This is a genomic window from Streptomyces sp. BRA346, from assembly GCF_052851135.1.
Genome location: NZ_JAIWIH010000023.1, coordinates 102,547 through 120,397, shown reverse-complemented (window position 1 = coordinate 120,397; position 17,851 = coordinate 102,547). Strand labels below are relative to the sequence as shown.

Below are 17,851 nucleotides of genomic sequence, written 5' to 3'. Positions count from 1 at the left end.
CAAGTGCAGTTTGGTGGGGTAGCTTGAACGAGTGACGACGCCCGACAAGCCAGGACTGCGCGAACGCAAGAAGCAGCGCACGCGTACGGCGATCTCCGACGCTGCCATCGACCTCTTCCTCGACCGCGGCTTCGCTCATGTCTCCGTTGCCGAGATCGCCCATGCCGCCGAGGTCTCCAAGCGCACGCTCTTCGCGTACTTCCCGACCAAGGAAGACCTCGTGGTGCACCGCATGGCCGACCACGAGCAGGAAGCGGCCCGGGTCGTGCGCGCCCGCCCGGCGCACACCACCCCGCTGGCCGCCCTGCGCGACCACTTCCTCGACGGCCTGCGCCGCCGCGACCCGATCACCGGCCTCAACGATCACCCCGCGGTCCGCTCGCTCACCGAGCTGATCTACGGCACCCCGGCCCTGATCGACCGCATGCAGCGCTTCAAGGCGGGCGGCGAACGCGCCCTCGCCGAGGCCCTGCGCGACACCACGGACGCGCCGGACCTCACCGCCCGCCTGGCCGCCGTCCAGATCATCGGCGTCCAGTGGGCGCTGTCCGCGGACAACTTCCAGCGCCTGGTGCAGGGTGAGACCGCCGACGGTCGTTACGAGGGCGCCGTACGCGACGCCGAGCACGCCTTCGACCTGCTGGCGGGCGGCCTCGCGGCGCTTACGTAGCAGCGATCAGCTTCAGCTCGAACCACACGGTCTTCCCGATCCCGCACGCCCGCGGATGCGCGTCCCACGCGTCCGCGAGCGCCGCGATCAGCGCCAGCCCCCGCCCCGACTCGTCCTCCGCCGTCGCCTGCCGCGGCTGAGGCATCACCTCGCTCGCGTCCGACACCTCGACGCGCAGTTTCTCGTCACGCACCACGCAGCGTGCGCGGACCTCCCGACCTGGGGAAACGCGCGCGTGGCGGCAGGCGTTCGTCACCAGCTCGCGGAGCAGCAGCACGGCGACCTCCGCTTGGACCTCGGGGATCTGCCACGTACGAACCTGCTCACGCAGCAGCGTCCGCGCCCGGCCCACGCTGCGGGGGTGGCGGGGGAGCCGCCATTCGATGTCCATCGGAAGAGGGGGAGTTGGTCCATTCATGACCGGAATGCTGCTGGTCAGGCGTACTGTGCCGCAGTAACGACGTCGGTACGCTGCGTATGCGTACCGCAGGTGCCTCATGGGAGAGAGGGCGCGATGACGGTTACGGAGGGCGGTTCGCAGTCGCCGATGTCCTGGCGGTATTGCGGCAACCAGATCAAACTGTGGCGCATGCAGGCCGGGGTGAGCCGCGAGGAGCTGGGCAAAGAGGCCAACTACGAGTACGAGACCGTGAAGTCCATGGAGCAGGGGCGGCGTAAGCCTGCCCTGCGGCTGCTCCAGGTCGCCGACCAGATGTTCGGGGCGCGTGGGCTGTTGCTGGCGGGTCAGGAGTACCTGAAGCCGGATAAGTTCGCGTCGTACTCGCAGGACTACATGCGGTACGAGGCCGAGGCGATCGCCCTTAGTTGGTATGAGCCGCAGTTCATCCCTGGACTGCTCCAGACGGACGAGTACATGCACGAGCTGCTCAGCTCGTACCTGCCGCCGCTCGATGACGAGACGATCAAGGAACGGGTTGCGGGTCGGCTGGAACGGCGATGCCTCTTGCAGAACCAGACGAAGTCCTTCAACTTCGTCATCGAGGAGTCCGTGCTGCGGCGCATCGTCGGAAGTCCGGAGGCCCACAAGCGGCAGCTCAACCATCTGCTGGCGAGCGGCCAGTTGCGTAACGTGACCATCCAGGTTATGCCGACCAGCGTGGGTGTCCACCCGGGCCTCCGTGGGCCGTTCGTCCTGGTGGAGACGCCAGAGCACGAGCACCTTGCCTATGAAGAAGGGCAGACCACGGGCGTGCTGTCTGCGGCCCCAGAGAAGGTGAGCGTCGTGATGCGGCGCCATGACATGATCGTCCGGCAGGCCCTCAGCCCCGAGGAGTCGGCGCACTTCATCAGAAAGTTGGCGGAGGAGCTATGAGCGACGGGCTCGCGTGGTTCAAGTCCAGCTACAGCAATGACGAGGGCGGCGCCTGCGTCGAGGTCGCCCTCTCCTGGCGTAAGTCCAGCTACAGCGGCACCGAAGGCGGTAACTGCGTAGAGGTCGCCGCACCCTGGGCCAAGTCCAGCTACAGCAACAGCGAAGGCGGCAACTGCGTCGAGGTCGCCACCTGCCCCCACACCGTCCACGTCCGGGACTCAAAGCAGCTCGACGCCGGGCCCCAACTGACCCTCGCCCCGGACGCCTGGGCGGAGTTCATATCGTTCGCCGCCGCCACCGCCGTCAGCCCCGCTTGAGCGCGACGCCTCCGTACATCGCGACTTCCTCGTCCCGGACCCCCTCCGTGGTGTGGTCCGGGCGCCAGTGGTGAAGCAGGGTCACGCCGGGGTCGATCAGTTCCAAGCCGTCGAAGAACCGCTCGGCCTCGGCCTTGCTCCTGATCTGGAGGGGGATACCGCGCTCGTTGTACTCGCGGCCGACCCCGGCGACCTCCTCGGGGGCGGTGTCGCCGGTGAAGACGGTGATGGCCAGCGCGCTGCCCGGGGCGAGTTCCGCCATCAGCCGCCGTACCAGGCCCTGCGGATCGTCCTCGTCCATGACGAAGTGGACGATCGAGATCAGGGACAGCGTGACCGGCTGCCTCAGGTCCAGCGTGTTGCCCAGTTCGTCGGCCCCGAGGATGGAGTCGAGGTCGCGGATGTCCGCGTCGATGTACTCGGTCCGTCCCTCCGCCGTGCTCGTCATGAGGTGACGGGCGTGGGTGAGGACGATGGGGTCGTTGTCGACGTACACGACCCGCGCGTCGGGGGCGATTTCCTGCGCGACCTCATGGAGGTTCGGCGGGGTCGGGATGCCGGTGCCGATGTCGAGGAACTGGCGCATGCCGTGCTCCCGCACCAGGTGGCGGACCGACCGGTGCATGAAGTGGCGTGCCTGCTTCATGGACGTCGGCAGGCTGGGCCAGGCCCGCGCCGAGGCGTCGCCGGCGGCGCGGTCGGGCGCGTAGTTGGTCTTGCCGCCCATGAGGTAGTCGTAGACGCGCGCGGAGTGCGGTATGTCGGTGCGGAGGTCGACCGGAGGCTGGGCGAACTCCGACCTCGATGACATCCAGTCCGTTCCTGACATCTTCCAGCGCCCCGATCGTCAATCTGCGGCAATCAGCTGACCAGTTGTGGCCATAGGTCATCGTAGGCGGCACGGAGTGTCGCGCGCCGAAACCTGTGCGCATTTATCTAAGGAACGGTGCGCGGGCACAACCCGTCCACCCTTCCTGTGGGTGCTACGTGGTCGATGTGCCCGAGTCGAGGATCATCAGGTTCTCGGGGGTGGGGAAGGGGACGAAACCGGCCTTGGCGTAGACGTCGTGGGCGTCGAGCGTGGACAGCAGCACCCGCTTGAGGTTGTAGGGCGCGAGGTGGTCACGGACCGCGGCGGCCAGCCACGTGCCCAACCCCCTACCGCGGTGAGCGGGCGCTACGTACACGTCGCAGAGCCAGGCGAACGTCGCCTGGTCCGTGACGACGCGTGCGTAGGCGACCTGGGATCCGGCGGAGTCGTAGACGCCGAAGTTGACCGAAGCGCGCGCTGCTTGCTCGACCGTTTCACGACTGCGGCCGAGTGCCCAGAACGCGTCGGTCGACAGCCAGTGGTGGACCAGGGCCAGGTCGATGCGGCTGGGATCGGTGGTTATTTCGTAGCCGTCTTCTCTGCGCATGGGCATGATCAGGATCGTAGAACCCTGACATCGAGGAAGGACGGACAGCATGGCGAACAGCGCCCTTCTGGTGATGGATGTCCAACGGTCCATCGTCGACATCGCCGAGGCCGACGCCGCGTACCTCACGCGGCTGGCCCGCGCCGCCGAGCGGCCCGGCCGACTGGCGTCCCCGTGATCTACGTCGTCATCGCCCTGCGCCCCGGCGCCCCGGAAGTGGGCAGCCGCAACAAGGTGTTGAGCGCCCTCGTACGGGACGGCCTGTTCGTGGAGGGAGACCCGGGTACGGAGATCCACTCGGACCTCGAGCCTCGGGAAGGCGACATGGTGGTGACCAAGAGGCGCGCCAGTGCCTTCTCGGGCAGCGACCTCGACCTGGTGCTCAGGTCCCGGGGCATCGACAGCCTCGTACTCACCGGCATCGCCACCGGCGCCGTCGTGCTCACCACGCTGTACCAGGCCGCCGACCTGGACTTCGGCCTCACCGTCCTGGCGGACGGCTGCCTGGACCCCGACTCGGATGTGCATCTATTCCTGCTGGAGAAACTCTTCCCGCGCCTGGCGGACATCACCACCGTCGACGACTGGTGCCGGGCCGTCGCGAGCTGAGCTTCGGGTGCCGAGACCTGAGCGCTCTTTCCAAGGAACGGGTGGGTTGTAGAACCCACCCACCCTCCCTATGCACATAATGTGACCGGCTTGCCACGTACGGTGGTATCGGTCTAGCGTTCGCGGCAACAAGCAAACGGCCCCGGCGGTGCGCCAACACCGGTCCGGGGCCTGACCTACAAGATCGAAAGCGACCATCGATCTCATGGCTTCAGCCGACTTTATCGCTGCCCCGCACCCCGCCGCACACCCGCTGGCCAACCCCGGCTACGGCAAGCGCAGCGCACCCCGCCAATCCCCGCGTCGCGCGGACGACTTCGCACATCTGCCCAAGCGTGAGGCGGCCATCGCCGCGTACATCGACCGGTTGCCGGACGGCGCCGCGATTGACGCCAAGACGCTCGCCAAGTGGCTCCCCGACTACGGCCAGATGGCCTGTGCGACGGCCCTGCGGCGGCTGTCGGAGGCCGGTCATCTGCGGCGCGTCCGCGAGCACCACATCACGGAGGACGGGGCGCGCTGGGTGACCCGTACGTTCTTCTCGCGGACGGCGCGCGGGGAGGAGTGGTGGGAGGCGTTCGTGCGCGGCGACGACGCACCGGAGCCCCGTCCTGCCGCCGCACCCACGGCCCCCGCTCCCGCCAGGACCCCTGCGTATGACGCCCTGGCGTCCCTGGGGCGCGCGGACCCCCGGATGACCCTCTCGGCCGCCGACTGCGCCCGACTCGAACCCCGCGCCGCGGCCTGGCTGGCGCGCGACGCCGACCCCGCCCGCCTCGTCCGGGCTCTGACGTCCGGCCTGCCGGTGCAGGTGCACAGCCCGGCCGCGCTGGCCCGTACCCGGCTGGAGGCCAAGCTGCCGCCGGAGCCCGTACCGGAGCCGCGCGCGGAGATCACCATCAGCCGACTCCTGGAGTGCACCGACTGCGGCCGCCCCGGCCCGCCCGCGGCCCTCCCCGGCGGCCTCTGCCGCCCCTGCCGGGGCGAGGCGGAGCCGCTGCCGCCGGGCGGCTTGTCTCCGGCCGAGGTCCACCGCCGCGCGGCGGCGATCCGGTCCGATGTCCGCACGCACGAAGGCTGATCCCATGCCGGAAACCGCGCCAACACGCCGCCCCCAGATGCTGGTCGATGAGTTCGAAGAGCTGGCCCGTGCCGCGCCGGAGACGGTCTGGCTGGAGTTCATCAACGGGAAGCTGGAGGTGAAGCCTGCCCAGGACGGACTTCGCGGGGAGATCGTCATGTGGCTCGTGCGGCTCTTCCTCGAACAACGGCCCGACCTGTCGCTGTACCCCTACCGGGGGCTGAAGACCGAGACGCGCCGTGAAGGCAGGGTGCGCTCCGACGCGGTCCTCGCCCCGCGTCGGCACATCGTGGGGCACGGAGAGTGGTCCGACCCGGCGGGCATGCTGATGGCCGTCGAGGTCACCACCCGCAACCCGGATGTCGACCGAAGTCTCCGTGGGCTCAAGCGTGACGGTTACGCGGCCGCCGACATCCCGGTCTACTTGCTCATCGACCGGGACGACTGCACGGTCACCGTCCATGGCGATCCGAAAGACGCGAAGTACCGGAGTCTCACGACGCGTCCGTACGGCCAGGCGGTCGCACTCCCCGATCCGATCGGGCTCACCTTGGACACGGAGGAACTCAAGGCCTACGCCTCCTGAGCAGCGCGCGCTGCTCGCGCTACGCGCTCAGCCCCAACTCTTCGAGCACCGCGGCGACCTCGGCGCGGGCGTCCGCGTCCAGGCCGCGCAGGGGGAGGGGGAGGTTGTGGGGTGGGGTGAGGGCGAGGTGGGCGGCTGCGGCGGCTACGACGCGGAGGGAGCCGTACCGAGCGAAGAGGTCCCACAGCGGCTGGAGCCGCTCGGACTCCGCGCGAGCGCGGTCGGGGTCGCCGGACCGGGCGGCGCGGGTGAGGGTCAGGGCGGGTTCGGGGAAGGTGCCCGCGAGCACCGAATACCAGGCGTCGCACCCGGCGTTCAGCCCGGTCGCCGCGAAGGCGTCGCCGCTGACGCCCACGGTCACCGTGTCGGGCAGGAGTTGCCGTAGCCGCTGGAGGCGGGCGTGGGCGGCCGGGGGGTCGGCCGGGACGCCGGGGATCTTGATGGAGGCCACGCCGGGCAGCGCGGCCACCCGCGCGTACAGCTCGTCGGTGAAGGTGAAGTGGGTGGTGCCGGGGTTGTCGTAGACGACGAGCGGGACGGAGAGGTGCGCCGAGACGTCCTCGTAGAGCCCGAACACGTCGTCGTCGGTGAGCCGCTGATACGACATCGGCGCCAGCAGCACCCCGGCCACGCCCGCGTTCTGCGCGTCCTCGGCGACCTCCAGTACGTGGCGGGTGCGCAGCGCGCCGATGCCCACGACGACCGGGGTTCCGTCGGCGTGTTCCACGGCGATGCGGGCCGCGCGGGCGCGCTCCTCGCGGGTGAGGTAGGCGTACGACCCCGTGGAGCCCAGCGCTCCGATCGAGTCGACTCCGGCGGCGGCGAGCCGGTGGACGAGGGCGGCGAACGCCTTCTCGTCGATGCGGTCGTCGGTGATCGGGGTGAGGGGGAAGGCGCTCAGGCCGGTGAACATCAGCCGCTCCTGGTCAGTGCGAGGCATCGCGCAGCCAGGTCAGCACCTGGGCGGCGTGCTCGTTCGGCGGGAAGACGGGGTAGAAGACGTGCTCGATCATGCCGTCGCGGAGGAGCAGCGTCAGGCGCTTGTAGAGCGTCATCCCGCTGACCTCGAACGTCGGCAGGTCCAGCGCCCGGGCCAGGCTCCGTGTCGGGTCGGAGAGCATGTCGAAGGGCAGATGGAGCCGTTCGACGACCTCGCGCTGATAGTCGGTGTCCTGGCTGGACAGGCCGAACACCCGGACCGCGCCCGCGTCCAGCAGCTCCTGGTAGTGGTCGCGGAAGCCGCAGGCTTCGGGGGTACAGCCGCGGGCGCCGGGGATCGTGTCCCACCCCTCGGGCAGGTCGGTGCCCGGGCGGCCGGTGAGGGGGTAGACGTAGAGCACCGTCCGGCCCGGGCCGAGGGCGTCGAGGCGGACCGTCGCATCGCCGGTGGTGGTGCGCAGTTCCAGGGGCGGCAGTGTCGTGCCGGGCAAGTGGGCGGTCGCGCCGTCGTCCTCGGGGACGGGCAGGTCGGCGGGCAGGCTGAGGTAGCGGTTCATCGGGGAGTCGTTCATCGGGGAGTCGTGCATCGCGTGCGCTCCTTCGTCGGCCGGTGGGACCGGGGGGACACGGCTGTTGCGGTGGGCGGCCTCCTGGAGGTGCGCGATCAGCGCCGTACGGCGGGCCGTGAGCCCCGCGATGCGCTGCGACAGCTCGTCGATCGCCTGCCGGTACCCGGCCAGCGACGCCGGGCAGTCGTCGGCGTGCCGATGGCCGGCCGCCAGGCAGTCCAGGAACGGCCGGGTACGCTCCACGGGAATCCCGAGGCCGCTGAGTGCCCGGATCTCGCGGGCGAGCCGTACGTCGTGCTCGTCGTAGTCCCGGTAGCCGTTGGCCAGCCGCTCCGGCGTCAGCAGCCCCAGCGACTCGTAGTAGCGCGCCGCTTTGGTCGTCACGCCCGCCCGGCGGGCCAGCTCACCGATCCGCATGTCTCTCACCTCGACGAACGCTAAACCTTGCCCCTGAGGGTAAGGTCAAGCTCCACGGCGGTTGACCGTGACACCGTGTGAGGCTGTGGACTGAAGACATCATGTTCACCATCGGAGAATTCGCCCGGCACGGGCGGGTGTCGGTCCGGATGCTGCGCCACTACGACGCGACCGGACTGCTGCACCCCGCCCGGGTCGATCCCGCCACCGGCTACCGGTACTACACCGCCGCCCAGCTGGCCCGGCTCAACCGCATCATCGCCCTCAAAGACCTCGGCTTCACCCTTCAGCAGGTCCGGGAGATCCTGGAGGAGAAGGTCACCACCGAGGAACTGCGGACCATGCTGCGGGTGCGACGGGCCGACCTGGAGGCCGCGATGACGGCCGCGGCGGCCCGGCTGGTGCGGGTCGAGGCGAGGCTCCGGTCCATCGAGAGCGAGGGACAGATGTCCTCCAACGACGTAGCGGTGAAGAGCCTGCCGAGCGTGCGCATCGCCGAGCTGACCGGTGTGGCGTCGGGATTCGACGCCATCGGACCGGTCATCCAGCCGCTGTACGGGGAACTGCTGCCGCGCCTGGCGGCGGCGGGCATCGCGCCGACCGGGCCCGGTGTCGCGTACTACGAGGACGCGCCGGACGGCGGTGTCCTCGTCCACGCCGGGATCGAGGTCGCGGCCCCGGTGCAGGAGGTCGACGGGCTGCGGATCGTGGACCTGCCGCCGGTCGACCAGGCGGCGACGATCGTCCACCGGGGTTCGATGGAGACGGTCCTGCCGACCATCCAGACCCTGGGCCGCTGGATCGAGGGCAACGGCTACCGCTCGGCCGGATACCCGCGGGAGCTCTACCTGGAGTGCCCGGACAACCGGGACGAGTGGGTGACGGAACTCCAGGAGCCGATCACGGCTGCCGTGGTCTCTCAGCCGGTGTGACGTCTCGGTCGGTGTGACGTCTCGGTCGGTGTGAAGGTCTCGGGCCCCGGTGTCTCAGCCGGTGTGAAGGACCCGGAAGCGACGGGGTTCGGCCGGATCCCGGTCGACGACCTGGACGGGCGGCCCGGCCCACTGCCACACGCTGATGCCCGGCGTACGGGAGAACCGGATCCGCCCGCGGGTGCCGTCGACCGCGACGCTCGGCCATGACGCGGCGACGCGCGCCCGGTCCGCGTCGCCGTGGGCACGCAGCACCTCGGCGAGGACGGTGACCGTGTCGTAGCCCTCGTACGCGACGAAGGAGGGCGGCGCTTCGGCCGGCCGCGCGCGCAGGGCCTTCTCGACGCGTTCGCCGAGTGGGGTGAGGCGCTCGGGCAGATAGCGCAGGAACGGGACCGCGGCGCCGTCGTCGCCCAGCAGCGCCGTCCATTCGGCGAACTCCGGCTGCCCGGCCGGAGCGCCGATCAAGACCTCGGCGAGGCGCTGGTCGCGGCGGACGGCCGTGACGATCGGCACGGCCGGCTCCGGGTGGCCGACCAGGAGAAGGAGGGCCGTCGCGCGCTGGGCGGCGAGCGCGTCGCACACGTCCGCGGGGGTGAGCGCGCTCATGTCGAGTTCGATGACGGTGCTGCCGCGCGGCGCGAGGTAGTCCCGCAGAATGCGGGTCCCGGCTGCCCAGTAGACGCTCGGCTGGGCAGCCACGGCGATGCGGCGGTGGCCCGCGCCGAGGAGGAAGTCGGCGTAGGTCTGCCAGCCGCGGGACTGCGGCGGGGAGAGACGCGCGACCCAGTCCGTGGGCTGTTCGGTGAGCGCGTCGAGGACCGACGACGAGCAGAGGTACGGCAGGCCGAGGGCGTCTGCCCTGGTGGCAGCGGCGCGCGCGACGACGCTGTGATACTCGCCCGCCAGGGCGGCCACGCCCAGGTCGGCCAACTCATCCACGGCCGCGGCGGCCTTCTGCGGATCGGCCGCGGTGTCCCTGACCACCAGCTCCAGCGGCCGTCCGCCGATCCCACCGGCGCCGTTGACGTCGGATACGGCCAACTCCAGTCCGGCGAGCAGATGGTGGCCCGCCTCGATCCAGCCGGGCCGGGTGAGCGGAACGAGAGCGCCGATCTGGACGGATGAGCCGTCTTCGCGCCGTGGTGGGCGTACCTGGGTGACCATGCCGGTCATTGCATCCACGGCCATCGCCGACGGCAAGCGATTATCCGTTCGCCCTGGGGGTCTTGAGGTGGCTCTTGAGGTTGGCCTTCTTCACCTTGTTTCCGCAGGTCGCCATGGAGCACCAGCGCCGTCGCCGTCCGCGGCTGGTGTCCAGGAAGAGCCCTCCGCAGGTGTGCTGCTCACAGCGCTTGATCACGCCGTCGCCCTCGCCGTCCTTGTGGTGCGCGCCGAGCGTCGCCACGGCGTCGACGGCGACGACGGCCAGCGCCGCACGGGCGGGGTCGCTGTCCGGGAGCCGCCACCGGGCCCGCCCGCCGGTGAGGACGAGGCGCGCCCGGTGACGTGCGGTCCAGCGGTTGAGCAGGTCCTCGTCCGCCGGGTCCGGTACGTCGTCGGCGGCGACGGCGGTACCGGCCCGGTGGATGGCCTCGCGCAGTGCGTGGGCGTCGCGCAGGAGGGCGTCGGAGATCGGCATCTCCGCGCTGCCCAGCTCATTGGCGCCCAGCTCATTGGCGACGAGCCAGGCCCGGAGCCGGTCCGGGGTGGGGATCCGCTCCACCGTCGCGTCGCCGCGCCGTTCGCTGAGGGTTGCGACGAAGCGGAACGCCAGGATCTCGTTGCCGAGCCGGAAGCCTCCGGCGGTAGGTGAACCGGTCATGGTGGTTCATGGTAGGCGCTCCGCGGCCCGGAGGCCAATGTTTGACATCATCGAGGCGAACCATTTAAACAGGTTCGCATGAACCAGTTGAAACGGATCTCCGAGAGCGTCGTGGATCCCCCGGACCGAAGGTCTCAGGTTTCCTGCGGCAACCCGCCCGGCTCCGGGCGGCACCGGATGGGGTTCTGGGTCGTGGCGGTGGTGTTCGCCGTCACCACCGCGTTCTCGACCGTGCCGACGCCGCTGTATCCGCTCTACGAGGAGCGTGACGGCTTCGGTTCGTTCACCGTGACGGTGGTGTTCGCGGTGTACGCGGTAGGCGTGGCGGTCGGCCTGGTGGCCGCCGGTCACCTCTCTGATCGCACCGGTCGCCGCCCGGTCCTCGTCGGGGCGCTCCTGTGCCAGCTGGCCGCGGCGGCCCTCTTCCCCGTGTGGCCCGCTCTCCCCGGCCTTCTCCTCGGCCGGTTCGTCACCGGACTGGGCGTGGGCATGGCAACCCCGACGGCCACCGCGTACCTCCAGGACCTCCACATACGCTCACGGCCCACGGCCGGGCGGGCGGGCCGCTTCGCGGCGGTGTCGACGGCGGCGAACGTCGGCGGCCTCGGCGTGGGCCCGCTGGTCGCCGGGGTGCTCGCGGCGTACGCCCCGGCCCCGATCCATACGCCCTACGCCGTTTTCGCGGTGCTGCTCGTCGCCGGGGCCGTCGCCGTCACCGCCCTGCCGGAGACCGTGGACCGCCCCGCCCGCCCGGTGCCGTACCGCATGCAGCGGGTGCGTCCCCACGGTGGTGCCGGACCCTTCTGCCTGGCGGTGGCATGTGGGAACGCGGCCCTGGCGATCTTCGGGCTCTTCACGTCCCTGGCACCGGGGTTCGTCGCGACCACCTTGCACCAGACGTCGCCGGCCGTCGCGGGCACCGCCGTCTTCGCCGTCTTCGCCGCCGCGGTACTGGGCCAGAGCCTCACCGGCTCCCTACGGCCCGCGGCGCGCCGAGCCCTCGGCGTCGCCGCGGAAGCCGCCGGATGCGCCGCCGTCGCCGTAGGCATGGTGCGGGCGGACCCCGCCCTCTTCATCGCGGGAGGCGTCATCGCGGGGATCGGCGCGGGCACGCTCTTCAAGAGCGCGGTCGCGCTGATCACGGAGGCTGCGCCCGCCGACGTGCGCGCGGAGGCCCTGGCGACCTTCTTCCTCGCCGCCTACACGGGCCTCGTCCTCACCTCCCTCGGACTGGGCCTCGCCGCACAACTGACCAACCCGACGACAGCGACTCTGTGGTTCTCCGGCTTCCTCGCCGCACTCCTCACCGCGATCGCCCTCCTCGGCCGGACGGTCGGCTGGGCCGGTCGTCGGCCTTCACCGTCCCCGTCACCCTGATCCGACACATGCGCAAGGAGAACAACATGACCACCACAACCACCCGGCCGATCACCGGCTTCGGCACCGTGAGCGGTGTCCCCTGGCTCCCCGACAACTTCCCGGACGTCTTCGACAGCACCCTCGTCCGCGTCGGCGACGTCGCCCTGCACACCGTGCAGGGCGGCGCCGGGCGGCCGCTGCTCCTCGTCGGCGGCTGGCCGCAGAACTGGTACGTGTGGCGTCACGTCATGCCCCGCCTCGCGGAGCACTTCCGCGTCGTCGCTGTCGACCCGCGCGGCGTCGGACCGTCGGACAAGCCCCGCGACGGATACGACACCGGCACCGTGGCCGCCGAACTCGTCGCCCTGATGCGGACGCTCGGCCACGAGCGCTTCGCGATGGCCGGACACGACGTCGGTATGTGGATCGGCTACGCCCTCGCCGCCGACCACGCTGACGCGGTCGAACGCCTCGCCCTGCTCGACGCCACGATCCCCGGCCTCGCCCCCGACATCCCCGTCTTCGGCCCCGAGGCGCAGAACGACATGCTGTGGCACTTCGCCTTCAACCGGAAGCGCGGCCTCAACGAACAGCTCGTCCGCGGCCGCGAGCACCTCTACTACGGCGACCAGTTCCGTATGAAGGCCGCGCGGCCGCTGCCGGAGTCAGCCGTCGGCTTCTACGTCGAAACGCTGGCCCGCGACCCCGAGGCGCTGCGCGCCAGCTTCGAGTTCTACCGGGCGACGGACGACAACATCGCCCAGAACGAGCGGCGCAAGCAGCACCCGCTCCCCATGCCCGTCCTCAGCATCGCCGGAGCCCGTGGCCAGGGCGAACGCCTCGCCGCCCTGCTCGGTCCGGTGACCGAACGGCTTGAGAGCGTCGTGCTTCCGGAGTGCGGGCACTACGTCCCCGAGGAGAGCCCGGACGCGCTGCTCGATCGCCTGCTTCCCTTCTTCCGCGCCTGAGCCTGCTGGACCGCGCCCAGGGCCGGGAGCACGGCGATGGCCACAGCTTCCAGCAGGACGACCCCGCTCGCCACCAGGTAGGCGACGTGGTAGCCCACGAGCAGCCGCGCCGCTTCCCCGCCCTGGTCGGCGGCGGAGGTGACGGCGGAGGCCACGGCGACCAGGATGGCGGTGCCCAGACCGGCCCCGGCCTGCTGCGCCGTCACGTTCGACGCACCCGCGACGCCGTGCCGCCGCTGGGGAACGCCGTCGAGGGCCGCCGTGGTGAAGGCGGTGAAGGAGAACGCCTGCCCCACACTCATGATCACGAGTCCAGGGAAGAGACTCGTCCAGTAGCCCGGCGCCCGCGGCGAAGGTGAAGGCGAAGATGGAGCGCCAGCCGAGCAGTTCGGTCAACACGGCCCCGGCGACCAGACCGGCGCCGAAACTCACCGCGCCGACGGAGGCGTACACGCCCAGCGCCCGGCTCCGGGCCGGTCCGGGTCTGGACTACGAGGCGATGGCGCTGCCCGGACCGGGTGCCCTGTACCTGGTGACGTACACCGCCCCGGAGGGCAGCCCCGGCCAGGGCGCCCGCAACCTGCTGGAGGCGCTCGACCAGGGCGTGGGCTAGGGGGGTGTCCCAGATCCCCGGACCGCGGAGCCGGACGGCTACGCGGGGCGGCTACGCGGGGCGGGCCGCGCCCGCGAAGGGCATCTGGTCGATCGGGGCCACCCGGACCGGGGCCCCGGGGCGCGGGGCGTGGATCATCAGGCCATTGCCGATGTAGAGCCCGACATGGCTGACGCCGGAGTAGAAGAAGACCAGGTCACCGGGGGCCAGTTCGCCGCGCCCGATGCGGCGGCCCGCGTTGATCTGGGTGTAGGTGGTACGCGGCAGGGACACCCCGGCGGCGCGCCACGCGGCCTGGGTCAGGCCCGAACAGTCGTAGCCGTACGGCCCGGTCGCGCCCCAGACGTACGGCTTGCCGATCGCCTCGTACGCGAAGGAGATGGCCCGGGCCGCCCGGCCGCCCGTCCGGGCGGGGGCGCCGTGCCGGGGCGTCGACGCGGTACGGGCGTCAGCGGCGCCACGGGCGTCCTGGGCGGCGCGGAGGCGGTCGCGCTGGGCACGGGTCAGCTTGGCCAGCAGCGCGTCGGCCGCGGCCAGCTTGTCCTGGACCGCGTGTTTGTGGCGGGAGGCGGCGGCCTGCGCGGCGCGCAGCGTACGGAGGCGGTCGTCCGCCTTGCCCCGGACGCGGCGCAGCGACCGCTCCTCGCGGGTGATGCGCGCGATCGTCACCGCCTGGCGGTCGCCCGCGCGGTCGGCAAGCGAGGCGCGCTGGAGGTACTGGCCGGGGGAGGAGGACAGGGCCAGCTGAAGGGCGGGGGCGACCGTGCCGGAGCGGTACTGGGCGGTGGCGAAGGCGCCGAGGGCGTTGCGCGCCGTGTTGAGGCGGGCGGTGCGGCGGCTGGCCTCGTCGCGTAACCGGTGGAGGGACCGCTGCGCCTTCTCGGCCGCGGCCCGGGCGCCGTCGTACTTCTCGGTGGCCTCCTCCGCCTCCCGCTCGTACGCCGCGACCTTCGCCTTCACCTGGTCGGGCGTCAGACGGGGCTCGGCGTGCCCGATGCCCGGGAGGGCGGTCGCGGAGGCGACGCCCGCGAGGGCGAGGGTCGCGGCGGTGCGGAGGGTGGTGCCGGTGAGCGACGAGCGGTGCCGCTGCTTCGGCTTCGTGGGGGGCTGCGGCGCCACTGTGGCGGTTCACCTTTCGTGGGGGGTGTGCTTCTTGGAGGGGAAGCTAGGCCGGTCGGCGGCGCGGCGCGCTGAGATGACCGGAGGTGGACGGATTCGTCCCCCCGGTGGCGCCTGCTGATCACGGGGGCGGTGCGGGGTGGGCGGGATCGGGGCGGCTGTGACCGATGTGCCGATCGGGGTGTACCCGGGTGACTGGCGGTGATATGAGCGGCGCTAGTCTCCGGTGCCATGGACGTACTCATCAATGTGTTCGTCGGCCTGCACATCGTCGGCATCGCCGCCCTGCTGGGAGGCTTCCTCTCCCAGCTCACGGCGATACGCGGGGACGGCGCGCGGATGACGCCGGGGATGCTGCACGGCGCGCTGACCATGCTGGTCACGGGGGCGGCTCTGGTCGGGCTGAACCAGGCGGACGATCAGACGGTCAACAACATCAAGATCGGCGTCAAGCTGGCGCTGCTGATCGTGATCCTGGGCCTGGTGTACGTGAAGCGGGACGAGGAGAAGGTGGAGCCCGCGGTCTTCAGCGCGGTCGGCGCGCTGACGACGGTGAACATCTTCATCGCCGTGCTCTGGACCTGATCCGCTGACGCCCCATCCGTGCTCCGGCTGGGCCAACTCGGGGGCGGGAAGGGGCGGAATGGGGGAAATCGCACCTGTAAGCGCAACCCGACGCACTCTTCGACTGTCTTACCCGTCAAGGGCAAGCCCGGAGGGAGCGCGCAATGGGGGTAAAGGCAGGGTTCGGGGCGTGGCGGGCATGGCGCCGCCGTACGGCGGTCGCCTTGGGCATGGCGGGCATGGTGGTGCCGCTGTCCGTCGCGCTCGGTACGGCACCGGCGCAGGCGGCGACGGCGTGCACGGCGAGCACCGGTCCGTATCAGAGGCAGGTCGAGAAGTTCCTCGGCCGTCCCGTCGACGGTCGGCAGTCCTCGGGGGACTGCCGCGCGACGCAGAGATTCCAGATCAACCACGGCATCAGCCCGACCATCGGCTACGCGGGCCCCGTCACCTGGGGCGTCATGAAGCTGATCAACGCGCAGTACGCGGCGGGCCGTAACCCCAACGCGGCGCGCAAGTGCCCCACCAACAAGGGCCGTATCGCCTGCGTCGACCTCACCCGGCAGCTCAGCTGGGTGCAGGACGGTTCGCGGCTGGTGTTCGGGCCGGTGCCGGTGCGCACCGGGCGGGACAGGTACGAGACCCGCACCGGGCTGAAGCAGATCTACTGGCGGCACAAGAACCACTGGTCGACGATCTACCACGTGGCCATGCCGTACAGCCAGTTCTTCGACGGCGGCCAGGCGTTCCACTCCATCGCGGGAAGCGTATGGTCGCCGCCCGGCTCCCACGGCTGCGTCAACATGCGCTCCGGTGACGCGCAGAAGTACTGGAGCCTGTTGCGGAACGGCGACGACGTGTACGTGTACGGGCGCAAGCCGGGCACGTGATCCGGCCGGTGTTCACGGTGTGAGCGGCGGCTGCCCGATCGGGCATCGGGCAGCCGCACTGCGGCTACGCGGGCCGCACGCTCCCGTAGATCGGCATCTCGGTGATCGGCGCCTTCTTCACCACGTCCCCCGGCTTCGGCGCGTGGATCATCATCCCGTCGCCGATGTAGAGCCCGACGTGGCTGATGTCGTCGTAGAAGAAGACGAGATCACCGGGCTCGAGGTCGGAGGTCGAGACGCGCGTACCGGCCTTCACCTGGTCCCATGTGGTGCGCGGCAGGGAGACACCGGCGGCCTTCCACGCGGCTTGGGTGAGCCCCGAGCAGTCGTAGGAGTTGGGCCCGGTCGCGCCCCAGACGTACGGCTTGCCGAGCTGGGACTCCGCGAAGTCGATCGCCTTGGCCGCCTTGGTGCCGTTCGTGGCGGTGGACGAGCCGGATGAGCTGCTTCCGGAACCGGAAGAGGAACCGCCGCTCGACTGCTGATCCTGTTCCTGCTGCTTCTGCTGGGCCGCGGCCTCCCGCTGCTTCTCGGCCAGCTCGGCCGCCTTGCGCCGCGCCTCCTCGGCCTTCTTCTTCTCGATCGCCGCCAGCCGCGCCTTCTCCTTGGCGGTCAGGTTCGCCAGCAGCCGCCGGGCCTGCGCGAGCTTGTCCTGGACGGCCTTCTTCTTGGTCTTCAGCTCTCGCTGGGTCTCGGTCAGCGACTCCAGACTCTTGGCGGCCTCGCGGCGCTCCTTGGCGGCCTTCGCCGCCTGCGTCTGGAAGTCGTCGACGGCCCGCTTCTGCGAACCGGCCATCCGGTTCATCAGATGCGACTGGTCGAAGAGGTCCTGCGGGTCGTTGGAGAACAGCAGGCTCGCGGCGCTCGAGGTCATGCCGCCGTTGCGGTACTGGGCCGCGGCGTAGGTGCCGAGCGTGCGGCGGGCCTCGTTGAGCTTCTCCGTGTTCTCGGCGACGTCGTCCATCATCCGGTTGACCTTGGTGCGCTGCTGCTCGGAGCGCTCCTTGGCGGCGTTGTAGTGCTGGGTGGCGGTTTCCGCCTGGTGGTAGAGGGTGTCCACCTTCTCCTTGACCGCCTCGATCGACTGCGTGGTGCCGGGCTTGGGGTCGCCCGGCGCGGCGTTCGCGGTCTGGGAGAGGAGGGTGACGGAGGCGAGGGCGGCGGTGGTGAACCCGACGGCCGTACGGCGCCCGGTGGAGGAGGCGGCGGTGGGTATTCGGGTCCGCGGCTTGCGGTGCGACGCCAAGGGAGGCGACTCCTTCCGTGGACCGCCTACCGGGTTAGCTGTCGGGTTCGGGCGATACGGAAGGTTGCCCTACGGCCTCTGCGGACGGACGACATGTCGTACGCGTCGTACCGCCGCTCGGGCCGATTCACCCCGGTGTTGTCGGGCCCCTCCTCCCCGAAGGGGGGCGAGGAGGGCGGGTCCCCGGCTCCGGGCGCCTTGCGACACGGACGGACTCGGCGGAGGCTGCCCGGGCCGGCGCGGTTCGCCGACGGGTCTACGGGCCGCCTGAGGGAGGACGGTAGCCAACTCGTGGGGCTCCTGTGAAGGCTGGTGGTCGATATGCCCGAAACCGTTTCGTGACATCCATACGCAGTCCATGCGTAGGCTGTCAGTGCGGCGCCCTAAACTCGGTGA

General features: G+C 70.9%; 21 protein-coding genes, 1 pseudogene and 1 riboswitch. Of the genes and pseudogenes, 12 read left to right on the top strand and 10 right to left on the bottom strand.

Features of this window, described 5'->3' with window-relative positions; all coding sequences use genetic code 11:
• Window positions 1–31: 31 nt before the first annotated feature.
• Window positions 32–670, top strand: coding sequence for a TetR/AcrR family transcriptional regulator (locus LCH29_RS26350; protein ID WP_446464198.1), 639 nt, complete (start codon window positions 32–34; stop codon window positions 668–670).
• Here the strand turns inward: LCH29_RS26350 and LCH29_RS26345 are convergent.
• Window positions 663–1,061, bottom strand: coding sequence for an ATP-binding protein (locus LCH29_RS26345; RefSeq protein WP_446464197.1), 399 nt, complete (start codon window positions 1,059–1,061; stop codon window positions 663–665). The two genes, LCH29_RS26350 and LCH29_RS26345, sit on opposite strands and share 8 nt — an antisense overlap.
• Window positions 1,062–1,184: 123 nt before the next feature.
• On the opposite strand from LCH29_RS26345, the gene LCH29_RS26340 reads away from it, so the two are divergent.
• Complete coding sequence (locus LCH29_RS26340) at window positions 1,185–2,003, top strand: helix-turn-helix domain-containing protein (RefSeq protein ID WP_446464196.1); 819 nt, start codon at window positions 1,185–1,187, stop codon at window positions 2,001–2,003.
• The gene (locus LCH29_RS26335) at window positions 2,000–2,320 is read left to right on the top strand and encodes a DUF397 domain-containing protein (RefSeq protein ID WP_446464195.1); all 321 of its coding nucleotides are present in this window, start codon (window positions 2,000–2,002) and stop codon (window positions 2,318–2,320) included. The genes LCH29_RS26340 and LCH29_RS26335 overlap by 4 nt, the downstream gene beginning before the upstream one ends.
• Here the strand turns inward: LCH29_RS26335 and LCH29_RS26330 are convergent.
• On the bottom strand, window positions 2,307–3,149 hold the full coding sequence (locus LCH29_RS26330; RefSeq protein ID WP_446464194.1) for an SAM-dependent methyltransferase: 843 nt from the start codon (window positions 3,147–3,149) through the stop codon (window positions 2,307–2,309). The genes LCH29_RS26335 and LCH29_RS26330 overlap by 14 nt on opposite strands.
• A 154-nt stretch (window positions 3,150–3,303) precedes the next feature.
• Window positions 3,304–3,744 (bottom strand): GNAT family N-acetyltransferase, encoded by a 441-nt coding sequence (locus LCH29_RS26325; RefSeq protein WP_446464193.1) that lies wholly within the window; start codon window positions 3,742–3,744, stop codon window positions 3,304–3,306.
• 43 nt (window positions 3,745–3,787) lie between these two features.
• Here LCH29_RS26325 and LCH29_RS26320 point away from each other — a divergent pair.
• From LCH29_RS26320 to LCH29_RS26310, 3 genes and pseudogenes are all read left to right on the top strand, one after another.
• Window positions 3,788–4,347, top strand: a pseudogene (locus LCH29_RS26320) (cysteine hydrolase family protein).
• Window positions 4,348–4,552: 205 nt separating this feature from the next.
• Window positions 4,553–5,428 carry a hypothetical protein gene (locus LCH29_RS26315; RefSeq protein ID WP_446464192.1) on the top strand — a complete coding sequence of 292 codons (876 nt, stop codon included), beginning with the start codon at window positions 4,553–4,555 and terminating at the stop codon, window positions 5,426–5,428.
• A gap of 4 nt (window positions 5,429–5,432) precedes the next feature.
• A complete protein-coding gene (locus LCH29_RS26310; protein ID WP_446464191.1) occupies window positions 5,433–6,014 on the top strand; it encodes a Uma2 family endonuclease in 582 nt (193 codons plus the stop codon).
• A gap of 19 nt (window positions 6,015–6,033) precedes the next feature.
• Here the strand turns inward: LCH29_RS26310 and LCH29_RS26305 are convergent, their stop codons facing one another.
• A complete protein-coding gene (locus LCH29_RS26305) occupies window positions 6,034–6,954 on the bottom strand; it encodes a dihydrodipicolinate synthase family protein (protein WP_446464190.1) in 921 nt (306 codons plus the stop codon).
• A complete protein-coding gene (locus LCH29_RS26300; protein ID WP_446464189.1) occupies window positions 6,941–7,939 on the bottom strand; it encodes a MerR family transcriptional regulator in 999 nt (332 codons plus the stop codon). Before LCH29_RS26300 ends, LCH29_RS26305 begins: the two co-directional genes overlap by 14 nt.
• Window positions 7,940–8,040: 101 nt before the next feature.
• Between LCH29_RS26300 and LCH29_RS26295 the strand changes: the two genes are divergently transcribed.
• Window positions 8,041–8,871 (top strand): MerR family transcriptional regulator, encoded by an 831-nt coding sequence (locus tag LCH29_RS26295; RefSeq protein ID WP_446464188.1) that lies wholly within the window; start codon window positions 8,041–8,043, stop codon window positions 8,869–8,871.
• A 54-nt stretch (window positions 8,872–8,925) separates the two neighbouring features.
• Here LCH29_RS26295 and LCH29_RS26290 read toward each other — a convergent pair whose 3' ends face one another.
• Together LCH29_RS26290 and LCH29_RS26285 are read right to left on the bottom strand one after the other, a co-directional pair.
• Complete coding sequence (locus tag LCH29_RS26290; RefSeq protein WP_446464187.1) at window positions 8,926–10,047, bottom strand: ABC transporter substrate-binding protein; 1,122 nt, start codon at window positions 10,045–10,047, stop codon at window positions 8,926–8,928.
• A 31-nt stretch (window positions 10,048–10,078) separates the two neighbouring features.
• Window positions 10,079–10,696, bottom strand: a complete 618-nt coding sequence (locus LCH29_RS26285) for a CGNR zinc finger domain-containing protein (RefSeq protein ID WP_446464186.1) — start codon at window positions 10,694–10,696, stop codon at window positions 10,079–10,081.
• 78 nt (window positions 10,697–10,774) lie between these two features.
• Between LCH29_RS26285 and LCH29_RS26280 the strand changes: the two genes are divergently transcribed.
• Window positions 10,775–12,073 carry an MFS transporter gene (locus LCH29_RS26280; RefSeq protein WP_446464185.1) on the top strand — a complete coding sequence of 433 codons (1,299 nt, stop codon included), beginning with the start codon at window positions 10,775–10,777 and terminating at the stop codon, window positions 12,071–12,073.
• Between the two features lie 26 nt (window positions 12,074–12,099).
• Window positions 12,100–13,023: an alpha/beta fold hydrolase gene (locus LCH29_RS26275; RefSeq protein ID WP_446464184.1), complete on the top strand. Its 924-nt coding sequence runs from the start codon at window positions 12,100–12,102 to the stop codon at window positions 13,021–13,023.
• On the opposite strand, the gene LCH29_RS26270 is transcribed toward LCH29_RS26275, so the two are convergent.
• Window positions 12,960–13,325, bottom strand: coding sequence for a hypothetical protein (locus tag LCH29_RS26270; RefSeq protein WP_446464183.1), 366 nt, complete (start codon window positions 13,323–13,325; stop codon window positions 12,960–12,962). The two genes, LCH29_RS26275 and LCH29_RS26270, sit on opposite strands and share 64 nt — an antisense overlap.
• Window positions 13,326–13,390: 65 nt before the next feature.
• On the opposite strand from LCH29_RS26270, the gene LCH29_RS26265 reads away from it, so the two are divergent.
• Entirely contained in the window at window positions 13,391–13,636 is a 246-nt protein-coding gene (locus LCH29_RS26265) for a hypothetical protein (RefSeq protein ID WP_446464182.1), read from the top strand.
• Between the two features lie 51 nt (window positions 13,637–13,687).
• Here LCH29_RS26265 and LCH29_RS26260 read toward each other — a convergent pair whose 3' ends face one another.
• A complete protein-coding gene (locus LCH29_RS26260) occupies window positions 13,688–14,755 on the bottom strand; it encodes an NlpC/P60 family protein (RefSeq protein ID WP_446464181.1) in 1,068 nt (355 codons plus the stop codon).
• Between the two features lie 231 nt (window positions 14,756–14,986).
• Here LCH29_RS26260 and LCH29_RS26255 point away from each other — a divergent pair, with 231 nt between their 5' ends.
• Window positions 14,987–15,340, top strand: coding sequence for a hypothetical protein (locus tag LCH29_RS26255; protein ID WP_446464180.1), 354 nt, complete (start codon window positions 14,987–14,989; stop codon window positions 15,338–15,340).
• 143 nt (window positions 15,341–15,483) lie between these two features.
• The gene (locus LCH29_RS26250; RefSeq protein ID WP_446464179.1) at window positions 15,484–16,209 is read left to right on the top strand and encodes a L,D-transpeptidase family protein; all 726 of its coding nucleotides are present in this window, start codon (window positions 15,484–15,486) and stop codon (window positions 16,207–16,209) included.
• Between the two features lie 64 nt (window positions 16,210–16,273).
• Here the strand turns inward: LCH29_RS26250 and LCH29_RS26245 are convergent, their stop codons facing one another.
• Window positions 16,274–17,455, bottom strand: coding sequence for an NlpC/P60 family protein (locus LCH29_RS26245; protein ID WP_446464178.1), 1,182 nt, complete (start codon window positions 17,453–17,455; stop codon window positions 16,274–16,276).
• A gap of 8 nt (window positions 17,456–17,463) precedes the next feature.
• Window positions 17,464–17,686: riboswitch (cyclic di-AMP (ydaO/yuaA leader) on the bottom strand.
• Window positions 17,687–17,851 lie beyond the last annotated feature (165 nt).

What these genes read in the sequence shown, in the direction of transcription:
- LCH29_RS26310 (WP_446464191.1), top strand. Translation starts at nt 5,433, where the DNA reads ATGCCGGAAACCGCGCCAACACGCCGCCCCCAGATGCTGGTCGATGAG.
- LCH29_RS26330 (WP_446464194.1), bottom strand. Translation starts at nt 3,149, where the DNA reads ATGTCAGGAACGGACTGGATGTCATCGAGGTCGGAGTTCGCCCAGCCT.
- LCH29_RS26315 (WP_446464192.1), top strand. Translation starts at nt 4,553, where the DNA reads ATGGCTTCAGCCGACTTTATCGCTGCCCCGCACCCCGCCGCACACCCG.
- LCH29_RS26255 (WP_446464180.1), top strand. Translation starts at nt 14,987, where the DNA reads ATGGACGTACTCATCAATGTGTTCGTCGGCCTGCACATCGTCGGCATC.
- LCH29_RS26325 (WP_446464193.1), bottom strand. Translation starts at nt 3,744, where the DNA reads ATGCCCATGCGCAGAGAAGACGGCTACGAAATAACCACCGATCCCAGC.
- LCH29_RS26345 (WP_446464197.1), bottom strand. Translation starts at nt 1,061, where the DNA reads ATGGACATCGAATGGCGGCTCCCCCGCCACCCCCGCAGCGTGGGCCGG.
- LCH29_RS26275 (WP_446464184.1), top strand. Translation starts at nt 12,100, where the DNA reads ATGACCACCACAACCACCCGGCCGATCACCGGCTTCGGCACCGTGAGC.
- LCH29_RS26285 (WP_446464186.1), bottom strand. Translation starts at nt 10,696, where the DNA reads ATGACCGGTTCACCTACCGCCGGAGGCTTCCGGCTCGGCAACGAGATC.
- LCH29_RS26270 (WP_446464183.1), bottom strand. Translation starts at nt 13,325, where the DNA reads ATGAGTGTGGGGCAGGCGTTCTCCTTCACCGCCTTCACCACGGCGGCC.
- LCH29_RS26305 (WP_446464190.1), bottom strand. Translation starts at nt 6,954, where the DNA reads ATGCCTCGCACTGACCAGGAGCGGCTGATGTTCACCGGCCTGAGCGCC.
- LCH29_RS26280 (WP_446464185.1), top strand. Translation starts at nt 10,775, where the DNA reads ATGAACCAGTTGAAACGGATCTCCGAGAGCGTCGTGGATCCCCCGGAC.
- LCH29_RS26265 (WP_446464182.1), top strand. Translation starts at nt 13,391, where the DNA reads ATGGAGCGCCAGCCGAGCAGTTCGGTCAACACGGCCCCGGCGACCAGA.
- LCH29_RS26340 (WP_446464196.1), top strand. Translation starts at nt 1,185, where the DNA reads ATGACGGTTACGGAGGGCGGTTCGCAGTCGCCGATGTCCTGGCGGTAT.
- LCH29_RS26290 (WP_446464187.1), bottom strand. Translation starts at nt 10,047, where the DNA reads ATGACCGGCATGGTCACCCAGGTACGCCCACCACGGCGCGAAGACGGC.
- LCH29_RS26300 (WP_446464189.1), bottom strand. Translation starts at nt 7,939, where the DNA reads ATGCGGATCGGTGAGCTGGCCCGCCGGGCGGGCGTGACGACCAAAGCG.
- LCH29_RS26335 (WP_446464195.1), top strand. Translation starts at nt 2,000, where the DNA reads ATGAGCGACGGGCTCGCGTGGTTCAAGTCCAGCTACAGCAATGACGAG.
- LCH29_RS26295 (WP_446464188.1), top strand. Translation starts at nt 8,041, where the DNA reads ATGTTCACCATCGGAGAATTCGCCCGGCACGGGCGGGTGTCGGTCCGG.
- LCH29_RS26250 (WP_446464179.1), top strand. Translation starts at nt 15,484, where the DNA reads ATGGGGGTAAAGGCAGGGTTCGGGGCGTGGCGGGCATGGCGCCGCCGT.